The 25,739-nt window shown below is 43.4% G+C and carries 22 protein-coding genes, 1 pseudogene and 1 riboswitch; of the genes and pseudogenes, 22 read left to right on the top strand and 1 reads right to left on the bottom strand.

The features are described from left to right. The first annotated feature begins 1 nt into the window (after position 1). The 17 genes and pseudogenes from ACWJAF_RS08000 (at position 2) to ACWJAF_RS08080 (ending at position 17,048) form a co-directional block, all read left to right on the top strand. Positions 2 to 1,075, top strand: coding sequence for a cobalt-precorrin 5A hydrolase (locus tag ACWJAF_RS08000; protein ID WP_448863153.1), 1,074 nt, complete (start codon positions 2 to 4; stop codon positions 1,073 to 1,075). Further along, the gene (gene cobJ / locus ACWJAF_RS08005) at positions 1,068 to 1,796 is read left to right on the top strand and encodes a precorrin-3B C(17)-methyltransferase (RefSeq protein ID WP_296032286.1); all 729 of its coding nucleotides are present in this window, start codon (positions 1,068 to 1,070) and stop codon (positions 1,794 to 1,796) included. The genes ACWJAF_RS08000 and cobJ overlap by 8 nt, the downstream gene beginning before the upstream one ends. Beyond that, on the top strand, positions 1,793 to 4,081 hold the full coding sequence (gene cobK, locus ACWJAF_RS08010) for a precorrin-6A reductase (protein ID WP_448863154.1): 2,289 nt from the start codon (positions 1,793 to 1,795) through the stop codon (positions 4,079 to 4,081). The genes cobJ and cobK overlap by 4 nt, the downstream gene beginning before the upstream one ends. A gap of 39 nt (positions 4,082 to 4,120) precedes the next feature. Further along, positions 4,121 to 5,575 (top strand): cobyrinate a,c-diamide synthase, encoded by a 1,455-nt coding sequence (locus tag ACWJAF_RS08015; protein ID WP_448863156.1) that lies wholly within the window; start codon positions 4,121 to 4,123, stop codon positions 5,573 to 5,575. 149 nt (positions 5,576 to 5,724) lie between these two features. Next, on the top strand, positions 5,725 to 6,801 hold the full coding sequence (gene cobT / locus ACWJAF_RS08020; RefSeq protein WP_330645909.1) for a nicotinate-nucleotide--dimethylbenzimidazole phosphoribosyltransferase: 1,077 nt from the start codon (positions 5,725 to 5,727) through the stop codon (positions 6,799 to 6,801). Beyond that, a complete protein-coding gene (locus tag ACWJAF_RS08025; protein WP_448863158.1) occupies positions 6,801 to 7,346 on the top strand; it encodes a bifunctional adenosylcobinamide kinase/adenosylcobinamide-phosphate guanylyltransferase in 546 nt (181 codons plus the stop codon). The genes cobT and ACWJAF_RS08025 overlap by 1 nt, the downstream gene beginning before the upstream one ends. Continuing rightward, the gene (locus ACWJAF_RS08030; protein ID WP_448863159.1) at positions 7,343 to 8,152 is read left to right on the top strand and encodes an adenosylcobinamide-GDP ribazoletransferase; all 810 of its coding nucleotides are present in this window, start codon (positions 7,343 to 7,345) and stop codon (positions 8,150 to 8,152) included. Before ACWJAF_RS08025 ends, ACWJAF_RS08030 begins: the two co-directional genes overlap by 4 nt. Positions 8,153 to 8,212: 60 nt before the next feature. Continuing rightward, the gene (locus tag ACWJAF_RS08035; RefSeq protein ID WP_448863160.1) at positions 8,213 to 8,590 is read left to right on the top strand and encodes a bifunctional adenosylcobinamide kinase/adenosylcobinamide-phosphate guanylyltransferase; all 378 of its coding nucleotides are present in this window, start codon (positions 8,213 to 8,215) and stop codon (positions 8,588 to 8,590) included. A gap of 16 nt (positions 8,591 to 8,606) precedes the next feature. Next, positions 8,607 to 9,326, top strand: a complete 720-nt coding sequence (locus ACWJAF_RS08040; RefSeq protein WP_448863161.1) for a histidine phosphatase family protein — start codon at positions 8,607 to 8,609, stop codon at positions 9,324 to 9,326. Continuing rightward, complete coding sequence (cbiB, locus tag ACWJAF_RS08045; RefSeq protein ID WP_296092144.1) at positions 9,226 to 10,146, top strand: adenosylcobinamide-phosphate synthase CbiB; 921 nt, start codon at positions 9,226 to 9,228, stop codon at positions 10,144 to 10,146. Before ACWJAF_RS08040 ends, cbiB begins: the two co-directional genes overlap by 101 nt. Positions 10,147 to 10,344: 198 nt before the next feature. After that, positions 10,345 to 10,554, top strand: a complete 210-nt coding sequence (locus tag ACWJAF_RS08050; protein WP_296032292.1) for a ferrous iron transport protein A — start codon at positions 10,345 to 10,347, stop codon at positions 10,552 to 10,554. A gap of 87 nt (positions 10,555 to 10,641) precedes the next feature. Further along, positions 10,642 to 11,688 (top strand): pyridoxal phosphate-dependent aminotransferase, encoded by a 1,047-nt coding sequence (locus tag ACWJAF_RS08055; protein WP_296032293.1) that lies wholly within the window; start codon positions 10,642 to 10,644, stop codon positions 11,686 to 11,688. Further along, positions 11,670 to 13,265 (top strand): annotated as a pseudogene (locus ACWJAF_RS08060) (cobyric acid synthase); the annotation flags it as partial. The gene ACWJAF_RS08055 and the pseudogene ACWJAF_RS08060, both read left to right, overlap by 19 nt. 3 nt (positions 13,266 to 13,268) lie before the next feature. Then, positions 13,269 to 13,973, top strand: coding sequence for a precorrin-8X methylmutase (locus ACWJAF_RS08065; RefSeq protein WP_296032308.1), 705 nt, complete (start codon positions 13,269 to 13,271; stop codon positions 13,971 to 13,973). 13 nt (positions 13,974 to 13,986) lie between these two features. Further along, on the top strand, positions 13,987 to 14,901 hold the full coding sequence (locus tag ACWJAF_RS08070; RefSeq protein WP_296032294.1) for a LysR family transcriptional regulator: 915 nt from the start codon (positions 13,987 to 13,989) through the stop codon (positions 14,899 to 14,901). Positions 14,902 to 15,066: 165 nt separating this feature from the next. Next, the gene (locus ACWJAF_RS08075; protein ID WP_448863162.1) at positions 15,067 to 16,179 is read left to right on the top strand and encodes a 5-methyltetrahydropteroyltriglutamate--homocysteine S-methyltransferase; all 1,113 of its coding nucleotides are present in this window, start codon (positions 15,067 to 15,069) and stop codon (positions 16,177 to 16,179) included. Between the two features lie 161 nt (positions 16,180 to 16,340). Next, complete coding sequence (locus tag ACWJAF_RS08080) at positions 16,341 to 17,048, top strand: YoaK family protein (protein WP_296032297.1); 708 nt, start codon at positions 16,341 to 16,343, stop codon at positions 17,046 to 17,048. On the opposite strand, the gene ACWJAF_RS08085 is transcribed toward ACWJAF_RS08080, so the two are convergent. Continuing rightward, the gene (locus tag ACWJAF_RS08085) at positions 17,045 to 17,929 is read right to left on the bottom strand and encodes a LysR family transcriptional regulator (RefSeq protein WP_296032298.1); all 885 of its coding nucleotides are present in this window, start codon (positions 17,927 to 17,929) and stop codon (positions 17,045 to 17,047) included. The genes ACWJAF_RS08080 and ACWJAF_RS08085 overlap by 4 nt on opposite strands. A 234-nt stretch (positions 17,930 to 18,163) precedes the next feature. On the opposite strand from ACWJAF_RS08085, the gene ACWJAF_RS08090 reads away from it, so the two are divergent. The 5 genes from ACWJAF_RS08090 (at position 18,164) to ACWJAF_RS08110 (ending at position 25,550) form a co-directional block, all read left to right on the top strand. Next, the gene (locus ACWJAF_RS08090; protein ID WP_448863163.1) at positions 18,164 to 18,427 is read left to right on the top strand and encodes an HPr family phosphocarrier protein; all 264 of its coding nucleotides are present in this window, start codon (positions 18,164 to 18,166) and stop codon (positions 18,425 to 18,427) included. A gap of 171 nt (positions 18,428 to 18,598) precedes the next feature. Then, positions 18,599 to 18,797, top strand: a riboswitch (cobalamin riboswitch). A 143-nt stretch (positions 18,798 to 18,940) separates the two neighbouring features. Continuing rightward, a complete protein-coding gene (locus tag ACWJAF_RS08095; protein ID WP_448863164.1) occupies positions 18,941 to 21,943 on the top strand; it encodes a hypothetical protein in 3,003 nt (1,000 codons plus the stop codon). 87 nt (positions 21,944 to 22,030) lie between these two features. Beyond that, positions 22,031 to 23,290, top strand: a complete 1,260-nt coding sequence (locus tag ACWJAF_RS08100; RefSeq protein ID WP_448863165.1) for an ABC transporter substrate-binding protein — start codon at positions 22,031 to 22,033, stop codon at positions 23,288 to 23,290. 66 nt (positions 23,291 to 23,356) lie between these two features. Beyond that, positions 23,357 to 24,451, top strand: a complete 1,095-nt coding sequence (locus ACWJAF_RS08105) for a FecCD family ABC transporter permease (protein WP_448863166.1) — start codon at positions 23,357 to 23,359, stop codon at positions 24,449 to 24,451. 1 nt (position 24,452) lies between these two features. Then, positions 24,453 to 25,550 (top strand): ABC transporter ATP-binding protein, encoded by a 1,098-nt coding sequence (locus ACWJAF_RS08110; protein WP_296092088.1) that lies wholly within the window; start codon positions 24,453 to 24,455, stop codon positions 25,548 to 25,550. Positions 25,551 to 25,739: the final 189 nt, after the last annotated feature.

Consider the following 25,739-nt stretch of genomic DNA (forward strand, 5'->3'; position numbering starts at 1 on the left):
TATGCAGGAAAAGGAAATAAAAATGAAGATTGCAATGCTCTGTTTTACCAGACGCGGGAGGAATCTTGAAAAGGATCTGGCAGAAAAGTTAAGAATAAGTGGACATGAGGTTCTGGAAAGTGTAAAATGTCAGCAGTTAGAAGAGTCTATGGCCATGAGTGTAAAAGACTGGACCGCAGGAATGTTCCGGACGCAGGATGTGTTGATTTTCATCGGAGCTTTACAGATCGCCGTACGTCTGAGCGCACCATTTCTAAAATCCAAAGTGACGGATCCGGCGGTTCTTGTAATGGATGAAAAAGGACAGTATTGTATTCCGGTTTTGTCCGGGCATATCGGTGGAGCAAATGAGATGGCGGTAGAGATTGGAAAGCAGACAGGTGCACTTCCGGTGATTACAACAGCGACAGATATCAATCAGAGATGGGCAGTAGATGTATTTGCAAAAAAGAATCATCTTTATATAGAAGATATGACACTGGCGAAAAAGATATCAGCAGATATTCTGGAAGGAAAGAAGATCCGGATGGCTGTGGAAGGCGGAGTAGAAGCGGTAATCGGAGAGATTCCGGAAGAAGTAGAGCTTGTACCGGAGTCGGATGAGAAGATGGATATATATGTAGGAATCCATAAGCCGGAATACAGACTGATGGAAGGTGGAAATCCTATATTACAACTGGTTCCAAGAGCTGCATCGGCAGGGATTGGATGTAAAAAAGGAACAGAATTGACACAAATTGAGGCAAGTGTCCGGGAAGTACTGCAAAGAGAACAGATCCATCCGGCAAGCATCGGAAGAATCGCAAGTATAGATCTGAAAAAGGAAGAAGAAGGATTACTTGCATTTTGCAGAAAGCAGCAGATCGAACCGGAGTTTTATACAGCGGAAGAATTAAGAAAAGTACCGGGAACATTCAGCCCGTCAGCATTTGTACAGGGGGTTACCGGTGTGGATAATGTGTGCGAAAGAAGCGCAGTATGTGCAGGTGGCGGCTGTCTGCATGTGAAAAAACAGGCAAAAAATGGTGTCACAGTGGCACTGGCATGGAAACCATGGAGGGTAAGATTTGAATAAGGTATATGTAATCGGAATGGGACCGGGAGCGTATGAACAGATGACGGTAAAGGCAGCCCGGATACTGGAACAATGTGATGTGATCGTCGGATATACCGTATATGTAGATCTTTTAAAAGAACATTTTCCAGAAAAAAAATATCTGACGACAGGGATGAGACGTGAAGTAGACAGATGCCGTCTGGCGTTCGAAGAAGCAAAAAAAGGAGAACTTACGGCTATGGTCTGCAGCGGAGATGCAGGAATCTATGGCATGGCAGGCCTGATGTATGAAGTCGGAGAAGACTATCCGGATGTAGAGATCGAAGTTGTACCAGGTGTTACAGCAGCTATGGGGGGATCGGCAGTGTTAGGAGCAGCTGTCGGGCATGATGTAAGCCTGATCAGTCTCAGTGATCTCCTGACACCATGGGAGCTGATCGAGGAAAGACTGAAGTGTGCGGCGAAGGGAGATTTTGTTATCTGCCTATATAATCCATCGAGTAAAAAGCGCAGCACCTATCTTAAAAAAGCATGTGAGCAGATACTGGAATACAAATCAGAAGAAACTGTGTGTGGCATTGTAAAGAACATTGCAAGAGAAGGAGAACAGATGCAGATCCTGACTCTGAAAGAACTGGCACACACACAGGTAGATATGTTCTCGACAGTATTCATCGGGAACAGACAGACAAAAGTAATTCGCGGAAAAATGATAACACCAAGGGGATATAGTATATGAAAGATAAAAAAGTTCTAATCTATGCAGGCACAACAGAAGGAAGAAAACTGGTATCATATCTTGGAAGACGCGGTGTGAGACTGCATGTATGTGTGGCAACTGCTTATGGAGAGAGTCTTCTTCCGGAAGAAGAAAATATTACAGTGACACATGACCGTATGGACAGCGGGCAGATGGGAGAATTCATGCGTCAGTATGAACCGGATTATGTGATCGATGCGACACATCCATATGCAAGGGAAGTAACGAAGAACTTAAAAAGCGCATGTGGGGCAATCCAGGTGCCATATCTTCGCCTGGTCAGAGGAAGCGAAGAACAAGACAGCAAAGAAAACATTTATGTGGAAAGTATGGATGAGGCGATCCGTTTCCTGGAGCAGACAGAAGGGAATATCCTTGTAACAACCGGAAGCAAGGAACTGGAAGCATATACAAGACTTTCTGATTACCAGAACCGTGTCTATGCAAGGGTTCTTTCTATTGGTCAGGTGGCTGAAACGTGTGAGGAGCTTGGATTTTCAGGGAGACATCTGATCTGCATGCAGGGACCATTTTCTGTAGAGATGAATGTGGCAACGATGAAGGAGTTCGAGATTGCATACATGGTTACCAAAGAATCCGGTCTGGCGGGCGGGTATCCGCAGAAATGCCAGGCAGCCTTAGAAGCAGGCGTTAAGATGGTCGTGATCGGAAGACCGGAGGAAGAAGAAGGACTCAGTTTTGAAGAAATGTCTAAATTTCTCCAAAAAGAGCTGGAACTTGATAACAGCTGGAAGGTGACGCTTGCAGGAATCGGCGCAGGAGCAAAGGAACTTCTGACAGCAGAAGTAAGACAAAGCTGCAAAGAGGCAGATATACTGATCGGTGCAAGGCGCATGATCGAGTCGGTTGCAGAAGTGGGACAGTCGGTGTATGAATCTTACCGCCCGGAAGATATCATTGCTTATATAAAGGAAAATCCGGAATATGAAAATGTAACCGTTGTATTATCCGGAGATACCGGTTTTTACAGTGGTGCGAAAAAGTTTCTGGAACTGACCAAAGATGATCCGCAGATTACAACGAAGATACTTCCTGGAATATCTTCTATCGTATATTTTGCGTCGGTATTAAATATTCCATGGGAAGATGCAGCACTTGTAAGCCTTCATGGAAGAGATGAAAACATGATCGCGATTTTACAGGAAAACCGGAAGACATTTGCACTGGTTAGTAATGCAGAAGAGATCAGACAGATGTTTACGAAGCTTACAAATTATGGACTTGGAGATATCAGGGTGAAGATAGGAACTGAACTTTCTTATGAAAAAGAAGAGATACAGGAAGGAACTGTGCGTTCCCTGATTCATTATAAAGGTGAGAATCTTGCGGTTCTGTATTTTGAAAATGATCATGCCGGGGAATTACCGGTGATACCGGCGATTCCGGATGAGGAATTCGTACGCGGGGAAGTACCGATGACGAAGGAAGAAGTTAGAAGTATATCCCTTGCAAAGCTTCATGTAAGACGGGAGTCAGTAGTCTATGATATCGGTGCGGGAACCGGTTCGGTATCGGTAGAGGCAGCGCTGGTTGCTGTAAAGGGGCAGGTCTATGCGATTGAAGAAAAAGTAGAAGCGCAGGGACTGATCCGCGAAAACAGCAGAAAAATGCGTGCGGATAATGTGGTACTCGTAGAAGGAAAAGCGCCTGACGTATTAGAAGAACTTCCGGCACCTGACAGTGTGTTCATCGGGGGAAGCAGAGGCAAGATGACAGAGATCCTGGATCTTGTACGTAAGAAGAATCCGGGAGTAAGGATTGTTATCAATGCGATTTCACTGGAAACGATGATGCAGGTGATGGAGTATATCAAAGATCAGGATATCGATGATGAAGAAGTCATCCAGGTATCGGTAAGCCGTGCAAAACAAGTAGGCAATTATCATATGATGCAGGGCCAGAATCCGATCTACATTATCAGCTTTACAAGTAATGGTATTCCAAAAGCACACGTATATGACAATGAGGAAGCTTTTGAAGAGGCGGAATTATTACCGGAAGAGAGTCCGTTTGCAGGGATACAGATCATTTCCGAGGAAGAAATCTTCGGAAATGATGCAGTAGAAGATGAGAAAGTACCGGAAGATGAGAATACCGGAAATACAGAAGATGCAGAAGATACAGGAATAACAGAAAGTGAAGACACGGTTAGTGAGGATATACTCGATAATGTGTTTGAAGTATTGAAAGAAGAAAATACGGAAGATACAAAAGTGATAAAGCTTACAGACGACGAGATATAAAGACGAACTGGAGTGTGTCTGAAAAAGGATGGAGAACAGATGGTGAAGATACCAAGAATTATGATCACGGCCATGCGGAGCGGAGCCGGGAAGACAATGGTCACCTGCGGGATTTTAAAAGCATGGAAAATGCAGGAAAAAAAGATTGCGTCTTTCAAATGTGGGCCGGATTATATCGATCCGATGTTCCATAAGACGGTGATCGGTGTCAGCAGTTATAATCTGGATTCCTATATGTGTGGAAGTGAGGGCGTACGAAGGATTCTTGCTCAAAATGGACGAAACAGTGAGATCTCGGTGATCGAAGGTGTGATGGGCTATTATGATGGCATAGCAGGGATATCGACGGAGGCCAGTGCTTATGATATTGCCAGGATCACGGATACGCCGGCTGTTATGGTGCTTGACTGCAAAGGCTTAAGTGTATCGGCGGTTCCGTGTATTGAAGGGTTTCTGCATTATAAGGAAAACAGTCACATCAAAGGTGTAATACTAAACCGTCTGTCTCCGATGATGTACAGCCGTATGAAGCAGATGATCGAAGAGCAAACGAAAGTCAGAGTCTATGGCTATGTGCCGGTGATGCCGGAGTGCGCGCTGGAAAGCAGATATCTGGGACTGAAGCTTCCAAATGAAAGAAAAGATATAGAGAAGCGACTGGCGGGTCTGGGTGAAAAACTGCAGGAGACCGTGGATCTGGAAGGATTACAGGAGCTTGCAGAAGCTTCGGCGGATTTCGTGTATGACGGGGAAAAGAAGGAAGCAGATCAAAGTGAGCAGGTAATCTATAGTTGGAAGGAGAACGATGTAGAAAGAGAAAAACGGGAATATTTACAGGAAGATGCAAATATACAGTGGAAAGAAGAATCCGTTGGAAAAATAAGAATAGGTGTCGCTATAGATGAAGCTTTCTGCTTCATTTATGAGGATAATCTGGATATTTTGCGAAAGCTTGGAGCTAAGATTGTACCATTTTCGCCAATGCATGATAAATGTCTTCCGGAGGATATATCCGGGGTTATATTCTATGGAGGGTATCCTGAACTTTATGCAGAGAAATTAAGCCAGAATCAGACCATGCTAAGGTCTGTAAAAGAAGCGCTGGAGGGAGGAATGCCATGCATGGCAGAATGTGGCGGCTTCATGTACCTTCAGGAGTTTATCGAAGATGAAAAAGGGCATAAATTTCAGACAGCCGGTGCATTAAGTGGAAAAAGCTATCATACAGGTTCGCTTCGGAGATTTGGCTATATTACACTGGAGGGCGGAACTGTATTCGGTCAGGATGTTGGGAAGATACCGGCACATGAATTCCATTATTATGATTCCGATGCGTGCGGAGAAGCATTTCTTGCAAAAAAGCCAATGTCAAAGCGTTCGTGGAAATGCATGATCAGCACAGATACTATGCTGGCGGGGTATCCACATATACATTATTATGGAAATGAAAAGCTACCGGAAGTATTTATAAAAGCCTGCAGAAGATATAAATAAAAAAGAAGAAGAGCAAAAAATAATGTATTTGTGATAATCTGAATAATTAAGTATACAAGAGAAGCTGTCGGTGGCAGGTTCTGTAGATTGAAAATGTAATGTAAGAATAAGATAAAACAAAATGCATGACAGGATAAGAGGTTCAAAAAATGACAGAAGAACAACAGGATAAGAACTTACAACAGATGCTGTCAGACATCCGTCCGGCAGATGCAAAGATAAGAGAACAAGCACAGAAAAAATGGAACAGTATCGCAAAACCACTGCATAGTCTGGGAAAATTAGAAGATCATATCATGCGTATTGCTGCTCTTACCGGAAGTACGGATGTTGTGATCGGTAAAAAGGCATTGATTGTTATGTGTGCGGATAATGGAGTGGTAGAAGAAGGGGTGACACAGACCGGACAGGATGTGACGGCGATTGTTGCAGAGAATTTCCTGACGTGTAATACGAGTGCGGCAATCATGTGTAAAAAGGCAGGTGTCGATCTGTTTCCGATAGATATCGGAATGGTTACAGATACGAAGGTGCCGGATTATAAGATCGCATATGGAACCAGAAATATGGCAAAAGAACCGGCAATGACAAGAGCACAGGCAGAAAAAGCCATTATGACAGGAATCCTTCAGGTAAAAGAAAAGAAGGCGGCCGGGTATCAGATCCTTGCAACCGGCGAGATGGGAATTGGAAATACAACGACCAGCAGCGCAGTGGCAGCTGTATTGCTGGATGAAGATCCGGAGATTATGACAGGAAGAGGCGCAGGACTTACGAATGAGGGACTGAAGCGTAAGATCGATGTGATAAAAACTGCAATTGAAAAGAACAGACCGGATCCGGCAGATGCAGTTGATGTTCTTGCAAAGGTTGGGGGATTTGATCTGGCAGGGATGGCAGGTGTGTATCTAGGAGGGGCAATATACAGGATACCGGTTGTTGTGGATGGATTTATATCTGCGGTTGCGGCACTTGCGGCGGTAAAGATGTGCAGTGCGGCAAGAGATGCACTGATCGTTTCGCATATGTCAAAGGAACCGGGAATGCAGAAGGTGTTAAACGCTTTACAGATGGAAGCACCGTTATGCGCGGATATGTGTCTGGGGGAAGGAACCGGTGCGGTGGCTTACCTTCCGGTGCTTGATCTGGCAGCAGAGGTATATCAGAAGATGAGTACATTTTCGGATAATGATATCAAAGATTATGAAGAATTAGGTGAAAAATAATGATACATCTGGTAACTGGTGGAAGTGGAAGCGGAAAATCGGAATACGCCGAAAACTGGTTGATGGAACAAAGTGGGGGGCAAAAGGATCTGCTGCCCCTTATTTATGTGGCGACGATGATGCCGTATACAGAAGAGACAAAAAAGAAGATTGAAAGACATCACAGATTAAGAGCCGGAAAGGGCTTTCGGACAATTGAGAAATATACGGATATGTATAAGGTGCAGGTTCCGGAGAATAAGGGGATTTTGCTTGAATGCATTTCCAATCTGACAGCGAATGAACTGTATAGGGAAGATAAGGTAACCGGGCCAGAAGAAACGGTAAAAAGAGTGGTGCAGGGAGTACGGAGCCTGGCTGGACAGACAGAACGACTGGTGATCGTAACGAATGAAGTGAATTCGGATATCAATGGCTACAGTGAGGAGACAGAAAGATACAGAGCATGTATCGGATGCATCAATCAGGAGCTTGCAAAGATGGCAGACTGCGTGACGGAAGTCGTGTATGGAATTCCGGTACAGTTGAAAGGAAGCAGGATATGAAAATAAAGAAGTTATGGAACAGTTTTAAAATCGCATTCTCCATGTACAGCAGGATCCCTATGCCGCGCAGCGAGTGGACCGATGAGAATAAAGCATATGCCATGTGCTTCTTCCCGTGGATCGGCGGTGTGATCGGACTTCTGTCTTATGGAGTATACCGTCTGACCGGCCGGATCGAAGGATATCAGAATGCAGATGCCGGTATGAATGGAATGGGAAGATATGGGGTGTTTTTTACGATCTTTCTGGTACTGCTTCCGGTCTTTATCACAGGCGGGATTCATCTGGATGGTTTTTTGGATACGCAGGATGCTTTAAGTTCATGGCAGACGAAAGAACGGAGACTTGAGATATTAAAAGACTCCCATGCCGGTGCATTTGCGATTATTTCGTGCAGCGTGTATTTTCTGGTATACGTCGGTGTGTATTCGGCTTTGAATGTGGAAAGTATGCAGGTAATTGCATGGAGTTTTATGTTATCCAGAAGTCTTAGTGGATTGTCTGTGGTAACATTTCCACAGGCGAGAAAGAAAGGAATGGTCGCAGACTTTTCGGAACATGCATCGCAGAAGATTACGAAGATAGTACTGATGCTCTATGTGATCGTGCTTGCTGTGATCATGGTTTATACAGGAAGAATCACAGGTGTTGCGTGTGTGATTACGGCGTTTGGTGTATTTGGATATTATCATCATATGGCAATGAAGAACTTTGGAGGTGTAACAGGGGATCTGTGCGGGTACTTCCTGCAGGTCTGTGAGCTTTTGATGGCATTTGTAACAGTCGTTGTGAGCGGGATATTATAACGGCTGTTGATGATGCGCAGAAAAAGGAATTACTAAAGGATAGAGAAAGAGGAATAAGCTATGATCATGATTATCGGTGGCGCATATCAGGGTAAGCATACATTTGCAAAAGAGCTGTACCCGGATATCGTCTGGGCAGATGGAAAATCGTGTAGTGAGAAAGAATTAAAATCAGCGCAGGGAATCGTCGGATTCCATCATTATATTGAAAGAATGATAAGAGCAGGAGAATCGGCAGAGCATCTTGCAAAGGAGCTGACAAAAGAGAATCCGGAGCTGATCATCGTTACAGATGAGATTGGATATGGAATCGTTCCAATCGATAAGGTGGAACGGGAATACCGCGAGACGACCGGAAGAGTGTGTACAGAACTTGCGGCATTTTCGGAAAAAGTTTATCGTGTTACCTGTGGAATCGGGCAGCTGATCAAAGGGTAAAGACGGGGGAAAATGAATGGAGATTTATCTGATCCGTCATTCCATGACGGAAGGAAATAAAGAAAAACGCTATATCGGGACGACGGATGAACCCTTATGTGCCGAAGGAATAGAACTCCTGAAAGAGTATTCCGGCAGATATCCAAAGCCTGCGCATATCTATATAAGTCCGATGAAACGGTGTATACAGAGTGCAGAGATCATCTATCCGCAGATGATGATGGAAGGAAAATATAGCATTATGGAAGATCTGCGGGAATGTGATTTTGGGAGATTTGAGAACCATAATTATATAGAATTGTCCGGGGATATGCAGTATCAGGCATGGATTGACAGTGGCGGAAAGCTTCCGTTTCCAGATGGCGAAAGCCGGGAAGGATTTACAGAGCGTACAAGGAACTGCTTCCGGGACGTGCTTAAGGATGCACTGCAACATAGCTGGGCACGAATCGCAGTCGTGGCCCATGGAGGAACGGTTATGAGTATTATGGAAGAATATGCCCGTGGAGAAGACGGACGGTCAGCCGGAAGTTATTATGATTACCAGGTGAAGAATGGAGAAGGATATGAACTTAGAATTACAGAGAATGATCTATATGACGGTGGCACTTGTAATTGGCTATTTACTGGATCTGATGTTCGGGGATCCAAGGTGGCTGTATCATCCGGTGCGCCTGATCGGACATCTGATCTCGGGAACGGAACGAATTATAAGAAGCTGCCTCCCGGAAAGTAAGACAGGGGAACGAACCGGCGGTGTGATACTCGTGATCGTGGTGGTATCAGTCAGTACAGCTCTGCCTGCACTGGTTCTGCATATTGCCTATCAGAAATTCTGGCAGATTGGTCTTATCATAGAAAGCTTCTGGTGTTATCAGATTCTTGCTACGAAATCCCTGAAAGTTGAAAGCGACAGAGTCTATACAGCGTTAAAGACAGAAGGACTTGAGGCTGGAAGAAAAGCGGTATCGATGATCGTAGGAAGAGATACCCAGAATCTGACAGAAGAAGGCGTTACCAAAGCGGCTGTTGAGACCGTTGCAGAAAACACTTCGGATGGGATCATTGCGCCGCTATGCTATATGCTGGTCGGTGGTGCGGTTCTTGGATTCGCATATAAGGCCGTCAATACGATGGATTCCATGGTAGGTTATAAGAATGAGAAATATCAGTATTTTGGAACGGCGGCTGCAAAGCTTGACGATATCGTGAATTATGTACCTGCAAGAATATCGGCAGTTCTTATGATCCTGGCGGCATATATAAGCGGAATGGATGGAAAGAATGCAGCAAAAATATTCAAAAGAGACCGTTATAATCATAAAAGTCCAAACTCGGCACAGACAGAGGCAGTGATGGCCGGTGCGCTGGATGTGCAGCTTGCGGGAGATGCATGGTACTTTGGAGTACTGCATAAAAAGCCGGTCATAGGAGATCCGGTAAGAGAGATTGAGGCAGAAGATATCAGGAGATCCCATACGCTGTTGTATGCGACGTCGGTTTTATCACTTGTTGCAGGAATTCTTTTAAAAACAGGACTGATACTCATTTTATAATAGGATGTCAGAAAAGATTTCTGCAATCTGTATGTTTTCGTTTACAGAAGATATGCTGTCATCCTGATATTGATATTTATTATCATAAAAATTCTGTAAATAAAGAATAAAAGTTAGAATTGTGTAAACAATGTTCTTGTTGACTAACATAGCAGACGCAATTTACAATAATAAAAAGAAGTAAAGAAGGTGTTAGTTATGCAGGCATTGTCACAGGCAGTTCCAGGGAACTACACAATCAAATGGATGTTCGGAATTCCGGAAGTACTGGACATGATTCGTCAATATAAGATTAACGAAGGCAGTGAGATCACAGTGATTCAGAACTATGGAAGCGGGCTCATCATCAGACATGGTGAAAAAAGGATTGCGATCAGCAGCGATGCAGCAACAAGGATTCAGGTATAAGATCCGGTTGACTATTTTGCACAAAGTGAGTAATATGATTGTAGCAAAATAGCAGAGAAGCGGCGTGGCCGCACAGGAGAAGAACAGTTGAAAGAATATACAGAGACAGTTCATGGCGGAGATATATACCGTAATCCGTCTGTTACAGACTATTCTGTGAACAGTAATCCACTGGGAGCTCCCGAAGGTGTACGGATGGCAGTCAGGGAAAGTGCAGACAGGATCATGCACTATCCGGATGTCAGATGCGACAGACTCCGGGAAGCCATCAGTGGATATGAAGGAATTGAAAAAGAAAAGATACTCTGCGGCAACGGTGCTGCAGAGCTTTTTTTTGCTGTTGTTATGGCCGTAAGGCCCAAAAAAGCAGTGATAACAGCTCCCTCATTTTCGGAATATGAACGGGCACTTCGTACCGTGGACGCAGAGACCGATTATTATAGATTAAAAGAAGAAAATGAATTCCGTATCGGAGAAGATATTCTGGAGAAGATCACAGAAGAGACAGACATGGTCTTCTTATGCAATCCGAATAACCCGACAGGGCAGACGACAGAAAAGAAACTGCTGATAAAAGTGATGAAAGCGTGTAAGCAGTGCCGGGCAGTACTGGTACTGGATGAATGCTTCATTGATTTTTTGGATGACCCGGGAAGATACGAGTGCAGGGATCTGATAGCAGAGTATCCGGAACTTGTGATCATCAAAGCATTTACAAAGATTTTTTGTATGCCGGGGGTAAGACTTGGATATGCCCTGTGTGGGAATGAAATGTTGAGAATGAAGATGCGGGCGATGCTGCAGCCGTGGAATGTATCGGTGATGGCACAGGAAGCCGGCGTAGCCGCTCTTACAGATTGCGGGCAATATCTGAAGGATACCAGAGAATTTATCCGGACACAGAAGCAGTGGATGATAGAGCGGATGGAAATGCACGGCTATCAGGTATATGGATCGGAAGCAAATTATATATTCTTTCATGGGAAAAAGGGTCTGTATGAAAAGGCATTACATGAAGGACTATTGATCCGGGATTGTCAGAATTATGAAGGACTGGAAGAAGGGTATTACCGGGTGGCAGTACGTACAGAAGAAGAAAATGAAAGGTTGATAACATGGCTGGAAAGATTATGATACAGGGAACGATGTCCAATGCAGGAAAAAGTCTGCTGTGCGCAGGCCTTTGCAGGATATTCAGACAGGACGGATATAAGGTGGCACCGTTCAAATCCCAGAATATGGCACTGAATTCATTTATCACAGAGGACGGACTTGAGATGGGAAGAGCACAGGTGGTCCAGGCAGAGGCAGCAGGGATTCCGCCACAGGTAGAGATGAATCCAATCCTGTTAAAGCCAACGAATGATGTGGGATCACAGGTGATCGTTAATGGCGAAGTACTTAAGAATATGAGTGCAAGAGAATATTTCGCATATAAAAAGCAGCTGGTACCGGATATTATGAAAGCATTTCACAAGCTGGAAGAAGAAAATGACATCATCGTGATCGAAGGAGCCGGAAGTCCGGCGGAGATCAATCTGAAAAAAGATGATATCGTCAATATGGGACTTGCGAAGATGGTGGATGCTCCGGTACTTTTAGTCGGTGATATCGACAGAGGCGGGGTATTCGCCCAGCTTCTGGGAACACTGATGCTTCTGGAAGAGGATGAAAAACAACGGGTAAAAGGACTGATCATCAATAAATTCCGGGGAGATAAGACGATTCTGGATCCGGGAATCATGATGTTAGAAGAACGTGGGCAGATCCCGGTGGTTGGAGTGACTCCGTATATGCAGGTGGAGATTGAAGATGAGGATAGCCTTACTGAGCGCTTTGAAGGTGGAAAAGGTGGAAATGTATCTGGTGAAGCGATAGGACTGGTAGATATTGCTGTGATCCGGACGCCAAGAATTTCGAATTTTACGGATTTTATGTTGCTTGAAAATGCTCCGGGGGTAAACTTAAGATATGTAAAGAATCCAAGAGAGCTTGGAGAACCGGATATGATCATCTTACCAGGAACAAAAAATACCATGGGAGATCTGAAGTGGTTAAGACAGAGCGGAATGGAAGGAAAAATTTTAAAAGCACATGCAAAAGGCTGTGTCGTCTGGGGAATCTGCGGTGGTTATCAGATGCTTGGACAGACACTCAGTGATCCAGAGGGTGTGGAAGATGGTGGAAGCATGAAAGGATTCGGGTTGCTTCCGGTAGAGACTACATTTACCACAGAAAAGACAAGAACGAGGATTAACGGACGGTTCGTACATGTGGAAGGGATACTGGAAGGGCTTCAGAATGTGGAGTTTGAAGGATACGAGATCCATATGGGACAGACCAGACTTTTGAAAGGCAGTCCAATGAATCAAATTCATGATACGGTGAAAGACAGAAAGAAGGATGGCAGTGCGAAAACAGCCAGATGGCTGGAAGAGAAGCATAATGGAAATGGTGTATGTCACGGGGATATGGAAGAAACAGGAATGGACGGTATTTCCCATGACAATGCATATGGAACTTATATTCATGGAATCTTCGACAAAGAAGAAGTGGTGACAGAGATTGTAAAAACGCTGGCAGAAAAGAAGGGACTTTCGATGGAAGAGATTCAGGGAGTGGATCTTAAGACATTTAAGGAAAGTCAGTATGATCTGCTGGCAGATACATTAAGGAATCATCTTGATATGGATCAGATATATGAAATTATAGGGATGCGCAGGAAAGGAAGATCATACACATTGGAAACAATAGAAAATGTCACGGATAAAAATCATACACAGACAAAGATAGAAATCGAAAATGTACTACCAACAGAGATTGAAAAACGAAGTTTTGAGATCATCACAGAGGAACTGAAGCAGGAGAAAATATTCCTTCCGGATATCCAGGCCCCTATCACAAAGCGATGTATCCATACAAGTGCAGATTTTGATTATGCAAAGAATCTGGTATTTTCAGAGCATGCGGTGGAAAAGGCGCTGGATGCAATCAGAAATGGAGCGTCTATCGTGACAGACACACAGATGGGAAAATCAGGCATCAACAAAAAAAGACTGGAACAGTACGGCGGACAGGTGTATTGCTTTATGTCGGATGAAGATGTGGCGCAGGCTGCAAAAAAGAATGGAACAACAAGAGCTGTTGCAAGTATGGAAAAAGCATGTGAACTGGACGAAAAACTAATCTTTGCGATTGGAAATGCACCGACAGCATTGATCCATCTGTATGAACTTATCAGAAACGGACGGATCAAACCAGAGCTTGTGATCGGTGTACCGGTAGGATTCGTCAATGTGGTACAGTCCAAAGAACTGATCCTGACACTTGAGGATATACCGTATATTGTGGCAAGGGGAAGAAAAGGCGGAAGTAATATTGCGGCATGTATCTGTAATGCGCTGATTTATATGTTATAGGGGGAAGAAGCTTATGACATTGCAGCAATTGAGATATATTACCATGGTAGCGGAAAAAGGAACCATAAGTGAAGCTGCGAAGGAACTGTTCATTTCCCAGCCGAGCCTTACCAACGCAATCCGGGAACTGGAGCAGGAGATGCAGGTTACGATTTTTCACCGTACGAATAAGGGGGTTACGATTACTGCTGAGGGAGATGAATTCCTTGCTTATGCAAGACAGATCCTGGATCAGGTCGGTCTTATGCAGGAAAGATATCTGAATGTAAATGAACGGAATCCGAGATTCTCTGTGTCGTGTCAGCATTATTCTTTTGCGGTCAATGCATTTGTAGATGTGATCCGTAAGTTTGATGCGAGAAAATATGATTTTACATTAAGAGAGACGCAGACTTATGAGATCATCGAGGACGTGGCAAAATTGAAAAGTGAGATTGGGATCCTGTATACTTCGTCGCAGAATGAGACGGTCATCATGAAACTGATCCGTCAGAATGATCTGAAATTTGAAGAATTATTTGTTGCAAAACCGCATGTATTTATCAGCTCGAAGCATCCTCTGGCAGATAAAGAAGTGCTGACTCTTAAAGATCTGGAAGAATATCCGTACCTGTCATTTGAGCAGGGGGATTATAATTCTTTTTATTTTTCGGAAGAAATATTAAGTACACTGGACAGGAATAAGAATATCAAAGTCAGGGACAGGGCAACATTATTCAATCTGGCAGTGGGGCTGGATGGATATACGGTAAGCTCTGGAGTAATCAGTAAAGAACTTAATGGAGAGAACATTATAGGGAAACCACTTCTGGTGGATGAATATATGCGGATTGGGACAATTGTCCGTAAGGATGTAAGCTTAAGCAGATACGGGAAGGTATATATGGAAGCGCTGAAAAAATACACGGGCGGAATGCAGGAAAAATAGTAAAAACAGCAATTTGCTATAGCTTAAAACTATGACAAACTGCTGTTTTTTTGTATTATACATAAAAAAACAGATGAGTTATACTTTTTATCAGAGAAAACGAGCTGGAATTTGTCTGAAAAAAGATTTTTCAGATATGCTCTAAAGTACAGGAGGATATAAAGCATGAGTAAACAGGCACCATTTCGTTATGACGTAGTAGGAAGTTTTTTACGTCCGGAGTATCTTAAGGATGCAAGAGCAGAACTTGCAGAAGGAAAGATCACAGAGGAACAGTTAAAAGAGACAGAAGATAAAGCGATTAAAGAACTGGTAGAAAAGGAAAAAGAGATTGGACTTCAGGCAGTTACAGACGGGGAATTCAGAAGAAGATACTGGCATCTGGATTTCCTTGCAGATCTGGAAGGTGTAGAGGAAATCAAGGCGGAGCATTGGTCTGTACATTTTAAAGGACATCAGCCAAAAGCAGCAACACTTAAGATTACAGATAAGATTGATTTTGGAAATCATCCATTCCTGGAACATTTTGAATATCTGAAGTGTATAGCAGGAGATACACTTTGTAAGATGACGATTCCTTCCCCATCTATGCTGCACCTGATCTGTTGTGTACGTGCAGAAGAGTACACACCGATTGAACGTTATCAGGATATGAAAAATCTGTATTATGATATTGCAATTGCATATCAGAAGGCAATTCAGGCATTTTATGATGCAGGATGCAGATACCTTCAGTTAGATGATACTTCATGGGGAGAATTCTGTGATGCAGAAAAGAGAAAAATTTATAAAGAGAGAGGCTTTGATCTGGATGAGATTGCAAAATCTTATGTAAATATGATCAATTTGGCATTGGAAGCAAAACCAGAAGATATGACAATCACAATGCATATCTGCAGAGGTAATTTTAGATCCACATGGTTCTCATCAGGTGGATACGAACCAGTTGCAGAGACTTTATTTGGACATTGTAATGTGGATGGATTCTTCCTGGAGTATGATTCAGAAAGATCGGGAGATTTTTCTCCGCTTCGTTATATCAAAGAACAGAAAGTTGTACTGGGATTGATCACATCAAAATTCCCGGAACTGGAAGATAAAGAAGAAGTAAAGGAAAGAATCAAAGAGGCAGAAAAGTATGTAGCAAAAGACCAGCTTTGCCTGAGTCCGCAATGCGGATTTTCTTCTACTGAAGAAGGAAATGTTATGACAGAAGAAGAACAGTGGAAAAAAGTTGCATTCGTAAAAGAAGTTGCAGAAGAAGTCTGGAACGATTAGTATATAAAAAACATATAGACAACATATTAAATATACGTTTCACATTCGGAAAGTTATTGGGTATAATAATCCGTTGAGGGGGATGGTTTTAGAAGCTGAAATGCTAAGAAACAATTCCCCCTGTTTAGTTATCGTAGATTATACGAAGGAGATGGAACATAATGGGAGTATGGGAGAGACTGTTTACCGGGAAGCAGATGTCGGAAGCATTCATCTGCAGTGCATTTCTTGCATTGTCCGGCGGATTTCAGGATGCGTACACGTACAATACGAGGAATGAAGTATTTTCGAATGCCCAGACGGGAAATGTTGTGCTGATGAGTCAGAACTTTATGAAGGGAAAATGGATGGCAGGGTTAAAATATTTATTCCCGCTGTTTGCATTTGCACTGGGGGTGCTGATTGCAGAGCAGATCCAGAATAGATACAAATATGCAAAGCGGATTCACTGGAGACAGGGAATCCTGGGGGCAGAGATCATCATTTTGTTCATTGTCGGATTTATTCCGCAGCAGGGAAATATGCTTGCTACCGTTCTGGTATCCTTTGCCTGTGCAATGCAGGTACAGAGTTTCCGGAAGGTAAATGGATTCTCTTACGCAAGTACGATGTGTATCGGAAACTTACGAAGCGGAACGGCGGCGTTGTCATTCTATCTGAGAGAACGAAGACCGGAGCAGCTGCGGCAGGCAATGTATTATTTTGGAATTATATTTCTGTTTGCGGTTGGAGCCGGGATTGGCGGAAATCTGTCTGCACATTACGGAATTCGTATGATATGGGTATCCTGTGGACTTCTGATCGTCAGCTTCTTGTTGATGTTTATGGATATAGAGGCGCAAAAAAAAGAGACATTGACCCGCAGCTAGATGCGGATCAGTGTCTCGATTAATTTCTGGGTGGCGATACTTTGCGGTCTGAAGCTGTTCCGGATCAGACAGATATGTCTGGCCGGCAGTGATTCTTTTAGATGAATCTGTATGATCTCACCACGTTTCAGAGGTCCTTCGGCCAGTTTTTCCGGATAAAAGCCAATACCAAGATTATGCTGGATCATAGCAAGGCACTGGTCGGTAGAAGTAACCTCAAGGTCCGGACGGAACGGCAGACCATGAGAAGAAAAGTACTGGATATGCAGATCTCTGGTACTGGTATTATTTTCCAGAGAGACAAAAGGATATTTGACCAGTTCTTCCAGTGCACAGACGTGTGTGGTTAACTCCTGGTACTTCGGTCCGGCAATCAGAATTTCCCGGAAAGAGCCAAGAGAGACTTTCTGGAACTGTTTCTGGATCGTGAGCGGAGTTGTTACGACCGCAAAGTCTACCAGTCCGCTTTCCAAAGAGGCAATCGCCTGTGGCGTGGAATGGTTGGATATTTTTAACCGGACATGTGGATAACGGTTGTGAAAGGCTTCGAGTTTGGAAAGCAGCATGAGACGGAGCGCATTTTCACTGACACCGATAGAGATCAGGCCGCTTGTAAGACTCTGGTCACGCTTTAGTTCGGATTCGCCCAGTTCCAGCTGCTCGAATGCAATCGCTACATGGTCAAAAAGCTTCTGGCCTTCCGGCGTCAGGGAGACGCCGCGGTTGGAGCGTACGAACAGATGACAGCCAAGCTCGGTCTCGAGATTGTTCATACAGCGTGTAATATTAGGCTGGTTATTGTGAAGTACTTCCGCAGCTTTCGTAAAACTGTGATGCTGGGCTACATGGTAAAAAATCCGGTAATAATCGTAAGTAATCATGAGGGGCCTCCTGAGATATCATAATATAAAAATGATATAGACATATGAATTACTATATCATAAATGTCAACTAAGTATAATATATCTGGAGCGAAAAGACAATGCTAAGAAATAAAAAAATATATTCCCACAAAAGACAAAACGTAGTATACTGACTTATATTTTTTATGGAAAGGGTCTTAAAAGAGCCGGTACAAAAGAAATGGTTCATACACACGAAAGGAGACATAAAAAATGGTAAAGATGAATGTAGAATTCCAGACACCAGAGCAGCTTGTAGAATTTTCGCGTATGTGTCAGAGGACAGAGGCAGATACACTGATTGAGGATGTGGCTCACAAACTCATCATCGATGGAAAGTCTGTGATGGGGATGATGACCGTTACATTAGGAAAGAAGATGATATTGGTTATCGAGGGAGAAAATGAAGAGGAAATACTTCATTCCTTTGAAAAGTATCAGGCAAAAGAAACGGTCCAGAAACAGAATCTTGGCTAGATTGCAGGAAAGATTTTTCAGACACACTCTGGAGCGTGGTACATATCTTGAAGAAAGCATTTTCAGACATGCTCTGGAGATTGCATTTTTTCCGGACATGTGGTATCGTTGACAGGAAAAGAATAAAAATGAATGACAAACTGCAGGTGTCGGCCGGATGATATGAAGGAGTCTTATCAGACATACAAAGGTCCGGGCCGGTGAAAAGGGAAACAGGTGAAAGTCCTGTGCGAACTCGTCACTGTAAGCAGGGAGCAGCAAATCAGAGAAAATCATGAAAGAATTCAAAAGTCACTGGTATTACGGGAAGACTTAAGATTTGCTGTAAAGATCTGTAAGTCAGGAGACCTGCCTGTAGTGTACATGGAAGAAATTCCGGACCACGAGTAATTGGTTGTACATAGATTGCCAGTATGTATGGTGATTTTATACCCTTTTACGAAAATGTATTTATTTCGTGGGAGGGTTTTTTTGCGCCTAATTAAATATGTATCCAAAGAGGAAGAAAGTATTATGAAACACAATTCAAAACGTTTTCTGGCGCTTTTTATAGCAGCGTCAATGACATTAACACCAGTGCCGGGTGTATATGCAGAAGAAATACAGGCAGACCAGCAGACAGAGACAACACAGGCGGCAGACTCTGCATCAGAAGCACAGGAGTCAGAAGTTCAGACAGCAGATCAGAACAGTCAGGAACAGAATACGGTAAACGATGCATCTGGCGCTGATAATGTACAGAACAATGCAGATGCAAATGAAAACGCTGCTACACAGACTGGAAATCTCTCCGGGCAGGTGGAGAACGGAGCAGATCAGACAGAAGCCGGAGCAGATGCAAACGAAGCTGATAATTCGGAAGCAGATGCAAAGAAGCAGGAAGCACTGGCAAAACTTCCGGAGATTACGGCAGAAGCAGGAAGCTTTAAAGATGGTGTATATCAGTCGGATGAGGCGGCAATCGGTGGTTCTAAGAGAACTTCGATCACATGTGAGAGCATTACGGTAAAAGATGGAAAAGCAACTGCAAGAGTTATATTTTCAAGTGACGGTTATCCAAAAATATGGATAAATGTTGCAGGAACCATTCAGGAATATGAGAAAAGAGCTGACAGTGCAGAAGGAACCAGTGCATTTGATATCCCGGTAGATCTGAATAAAGAGATGGCGGTTGTAGGTTATGTAGAAAAGATGGGATCTTATACGCAGTATAGTCTGAATGTAAAGCTTTCAGAAGGAAAAGAACCAACCGGACCAGTTCCGTCAGAACCGGGAACAACAGATCCGTCAGAGCCATCCAATCCGGGAACGACAGACCCGGCAGACCCATCGGAACCAGGACCGTCTGATCCGGAAGAAATAGTACTGACAGACGGAAGCTATCATGTAGATGTAACATCCAGCAGTACAATGTTCAAAGTAACAAATTGTATACTGACATCAGAAAACGGTAAAATGTATGCAGTGATTACATTAAGCGGTACCGGATACGATAAGTTATACATGGGGACTGCAGAAGAAGCAGCGCAGGCAACAGATGCACAGTGCATTCATTATGCAGCGGATGCAGAAGGAAACTACACATATAGAATCCCGGTAGAAAGTCTGGATAAAGAGATTGCCGTTGCTGCACATTCTATAAGAAAAGATCAGTGGTATGACAGAACGCTTACATTTTCATCAGAATCTGCAAGAAGAATTATTGAAGATGGAATTTATGAAGTAAATGCAGAAGCAGGCGGTAAGATGTTCCGCGTCGTAAGCTGTACAATGCAGGTACAGAATGGACAGATGTCGGCATCCGTTACGTTGAGTGGGCAGGGATATAACCGTCTCTATCTTGGAAGTATCGAAGATGCACCAAATGATGAGGCACATTGGATCCTTCCGGAGAATCTGCTGGCAGAACAGTATACATTTAAAATTCCGGTAGAAGAACTGGATAAGACAATGGATATAGTAGTCCATACAACGAAAAGTAATAAATGGGATACCAGAACACTGACCTTTTATTCAGAGGGAATGAAAAAAATCTCCGACAATGGATCCGGTAATGGAAACGGCTCTTTAAATCCTGGCGGATCTGGAAATGGAAACGGAACACTGACTCCTGGAAATGGAGGTACAGGAAATGGAAATACGGGTTCGAATGGAAGTGGAAATGCAGGCTCTGGAAATAACGGAAGCGGAAACAGCGCAGGAAGCAGTGTGAATAATGGCCAGCCGGATACTGTATCAAAATCAGAAGCAGATCTGAATAAATCAACGGTACAGGTCAATAGTTCGACTGGATTAAAAGATGGTGTATACACACCAGACAGTTTTTCATGGTCAGGTGGAACAGGAAAGGTAAGCATTAGTTGCAGCAAGGTTACTGTAACAGGCGGGCAGGCATATGCAACACTGGTATTCAGCAGTCAGCATTATCAGTATGTAAAGGCCAATGGAAATACATACTATCCAAGCGAAAAAGGTGCAAGATCCACAACATTTGTAATTCCGGTGGCGCTGAATAAGAACAATACAATCATTGGTATGACGACAGCAATGTCAACACCTCATGAAATCCAGTACAGTATCTTCGTATATCTGGCAGCGGCAGCGACAGGCGGAAAAGAAGCAACAGCCGGAAAAAATGTTACCGTAATAGGAGCAGGAACGAACGCAGACGGAAGTAAAAAATCAGCAGCAGTGAACCAGAAGCTGGATGAAGAAGCACCACAGATCATCGGTCTTGAGTATCAGTCTGAGACAAAAGTGGAACATGCAAAATATTTTAAAATCTATAATTATGATCAGGGAATTACATTGCTTGAGATTGATTTAAGTCAGGGAACGGGCCGTACGGAAGCGGTAGAAAGCCAGAAGACGGAAAAAACATCCGGAACAGCTAAGAAGACTACGAAAAAATCTAAGAAAACATCGAAGAAGAATACTAAGAAAAAGAAAAAGAAAAACAGTACAGCAAACGGCTTGAATCCTGCAGAGCAGGAACAGGCAGATCTTTATCAGGCACAGGTTGTAAAATACCTGATCGTTCCTGAAAATGCAGAGATTCCGGCAGGACTCGATAAAGAAGTTATCGTATTGCGCCCGGATACAAAGAGCATCTATGCCGGAACGAACCATGTGCTTTCTATATTAGAAAAGCTGAATCAGACAGAACGTGTATCGGCAGTCGGTATGAAAGCAAAAAAATGCAAGAACGATACCATAAAAGGTAAGATGAAAGAAAAAGAAGTCCTCTACGCAGGAACTTCCGGAAAGCTGGATTATAAAAAGCTGGTAAAAGCACAGAGTGATCTTGCAATTGTTTCATCGGGCATTCTGCCAAAAGAAGGAAGCAGCAAAAAAGCAGTCAAAAAGAAAATGACAAGTTATCAGAAGATGACAGAAAAGATGACGATGCTGAAAATACCGGTAATTGTAGACCGTTCCAAAGATGAAAAAGGCAAACAGGCAAAACAGGAATGGGAAAAAGTATATGAAGTGCTTCTTGGATGCCAGAGCATGTAACAGAGGTTGATGAAGAATCCACAAAGAAGTAAATAGAGATGTGTATTTGGTAGAAAGCATTTTCACGACAGATTCTGAATATAGAACATGAAAACTTATGGGGATAAAGTGGAGAAAAAGATGAAGCAAAAAAGATACAGGGCACTGTGTGTGTTGTTAAGTACATTGCTACTTGCATCCGGGACACTGACCGGATGCGGAAGCGGTCAGGCATCCGGAGTGTCAAAAGAGACACAGACAGAAGATAGTGCAAAAAAAAGTTCTTCAAATAAGAGCACTTCCAATAAAGAAAAAGCACCGGAAATAGAAGGACTGGAATATCAGAAGACCATGAACCTTACATATGCGACAGAATTCAATGTCTTCTATTATAAAGGCGGCTATAAACTTCTGGATGTCAAAGATGACAGACAGTATCTGATCGTCCCGGAAGGAAAGAAAGCACCAAAAGGCCTGGACGGGGATATCATAGTTTTAAAGCAGCCGCTGGATCATATTTATCTGGCAGCAACGTCGGCAATGGCATTATTTGACTCGATAGATGGTCTGGATCATATACGGATGTCGGGGGCACAGGCTTCTGACTGGTATATAGAGCATGCAAAAGAAGCAATGGAAGCAGGTGATATCCTCTTTGCCGGAAAATACAGTGAACCGGATTATGAGATGCTGATTAAAGAGGATTGTGATCTTGCCATTGAATCTACGATGATTCTTCATACGCCAAAGGTACAGGAGATGATCGAAGATCTGGACATCCCGGTTTTTATTGACCGTTCCAGTTACGAAGGCCATCCGCTTGGAAGAACAGAGTGGATCAAAGCGTATGCGGCGATGCTGAATAAAGAAGACGCGGCAGATACATTCTTTGAAGAGCAGGCGGAAATTATTGAAGAACTGAAGGACTTTAAAAATACAGGCAAGACGGTTGCATATTTCTTCGTAAGTACAGATGGAACCGTTGTGGTACGAAGCAGTAAAGACTATATTCCGAAGATGATAGAGATTGCAGGCGGCAAGTATATTTTTAAGGATTTGAAGAATACCGAAAGCAAGAGCTCTTCTGTGAATCTGTCCATGGAAGAATTCTATTCGAAGGCGAAGGATGCGGATTATCTGATCTATAATGCGACGATTGACAACCCGATCCAGTCGGTACAGGAACTGACCGCTAAGAATGAATTATTTGCAGATTTTAAAGCAGTAAAGAATGGAAATGTCTGGTGTACAGGAAAATCTCTGTATCAGGCCACTGATATCGTGGGCAATCTGATTACAGATATTCATCTGATGCTGACGGATGGCGATCCATCGGAGATGACATTCTTGTATCAGGTGACAGAATAACGTATAATGAAAATCAGGTGGGCGGTGAAAGGTTCATCTGATTTTTTTGTAGAAAGATTAGAAGATATGAGAAAAAAAGAGAATCATGAAGAAAAAAAAGTACAGGTAAAAAAGAAAAACGGGACAGAAAGCCGCTTTCAGGCAGAAATACTTAGACGAAGATCGAGGTATTTTGCGGTATTTGTGGTGCTGGCAGCGGCATTTTGTGTGGTGACGGTTTTAAATATTAATACAGGGAATGTAGATATCTCAGTACCGGAGATCCTGAAAATTCTGGCAAGAAGAGGCGGAGAAGGTACAGAGGCGAATATTATCTGGAAGATCAGGCTCCCGAGAGTGTTGATGGCGGCAATCCTGGGTGGTGCCTTGTCTTTGTCTGGATTCTTATTACAGACATTTTTTGCAAATCCAATCGCAGGACCGTTCGTGCTTGGAATTTCTTCCGGGGCAAAGATGATGGTAGCACTTGTGATGATATTTTTCCTGGAAAGATATTCCTTCGTGTCATCATATACGCTGATCATAGCGGCATTTGCAGGAGCACTCATTTCAACGGGGTTCATTTTGCTTCTGTCTAAGAAAATGCATCATATGGCGACACTTCTGGTCGGTGGGATTATGATTGGCTATATCTGTTCTGCAATTACGGATTTTATCGTGACATTTGCAGAAGATTCGGATATTGTAAATCTTCATGGCTGGTCACAGGGGAGTTTTTCGGGCATGAACTGGAGCAATGTAGAGGTGGCCCTGATCGTGGTGGGAGTTACGGTAGTTTTAACAGTGTTACTGTCTAAGCCGGTCGGTGCATATCAGCTGGGAGAAGCATATGCACAGAGCATGGGGGTGAATATCCGCTTTTTCCGTGTGGCGCTGATTCTTTTATCGAGTATATTATCCGCATGTGTAACAGCATTTGCGGGACCTATCTCATTCGTTGGAATTGCAGTTCCGTATCTTGTGAAGCATGCACTGAAGACATCAAAGCCGCTGGTAGTGATTCCGGGAACTTTTATAGGGGGTGCGGTATTCTGCATGATCTGTGATCTGATCGCAAGAATGGCATTTGCCCCGATGGAATTAAATATCAGTACTGTGACATCTATATTTGGAGCTCCGGTTGTGATATATATGATGGTCCGTGGACAGAGAGGAAAGTAAAATGGCAGATTATTATGTAGAATTAAAAGAACTTGCGGTTGGATACCGGGGAGAACCATTGATCAGAGATATCAATATCGGCATCGAAAAAGGAAAAATCGTAACACTGATCGGTCCAAACGGAGCCGGCAAATCTACGATATTAAAGAGCATCACCAGACAGCTTAAGACAATCAGCGGTTCTGTCTATGTAGAAAATGAAGAATTACAGAAAATGTCCTACAAAGATATGGCAACAAAGATTGCAGTGGTATTGACGGAGCGTCTGAAGCCGGAGCTTATGACGTGTCATGATGTGGTGGCAACGGGAAGATATCCATACACGGGAAGACTTGGAATCTTATCAAAAGAGGATGAATTAAAAGTAGATCAGGCAATGGAAGCCGTGCATGCACAGGAACTTGGAAGCCGTAATTTTCAGGAAATCAGCGACGGACAGAGACAGCGTGTACTGCTCGCAAGAGCCATCTGCCAGGAACCGGAGATCATGATCCTGGATGAGCCGACATCATTTCTTGATATCCGCTATAAACTGGAGCTGCTTGGAATATTGAGAAACATGGCAAAAGAAAAAGGAATTACAGTCATTTTATCCTTACATGAGATTGATCTGGCACAGAAGATGTCGGATAAGATCCTGTGCGTAAAAGGTGACCGGGTAGCCGGTTACGGGACGCCGGAAGAAATCTTTACATCAGAAAAAATCCGGGAGATCTATGAGATAGATAACGGCTTTTACGATCCGTGTTTTGGAAGCATAGAACTGCCAAAAGTCGAGGGAAAACCGGAAGTTCTGGTATTATCATCCTGCGGAAACGGTATTCCGGTTTACCGGAAACTCCAAAAAGCAGGAATTCCATTTGCAGCAGGAATCCTGTATCCGGGTGAGACAGACTACCAGCTGGCGAAACTTTTAGCAGCTGAAATCATAGAGGAAAAGCCATATGAACCAGTGTCAGATGCAGCAGTAAAAAAAGCAATGGATGTTATGGAACGGTGTGGAAAAGTGATCAATGCGGGAGTCGTGATCGGAAGGCAGAATCAGAAGATAGAGGAAGTATTAAAACGTGCCGGGGAGAAGAAGTTTTTTGCTGTTTAATACATTAATTTGGGTTGGATTCCCGGTCCTTGCGTATGCCTTGGTATAAGATCTGGTTCGCAACTCCATGAAGCAAGAAGTAGTAAGAGAGCCTGAATTCCCTAAAAGCAACAGAAAGCAAACCCAAACTCGCCTGTTGGCTCAAACAGTGGATTTGCTTTCTGTTAACGGGAATCCAGGCTCTCTAAC

Source organism: Dorea sp. (genome assembly GCF_977044405.1).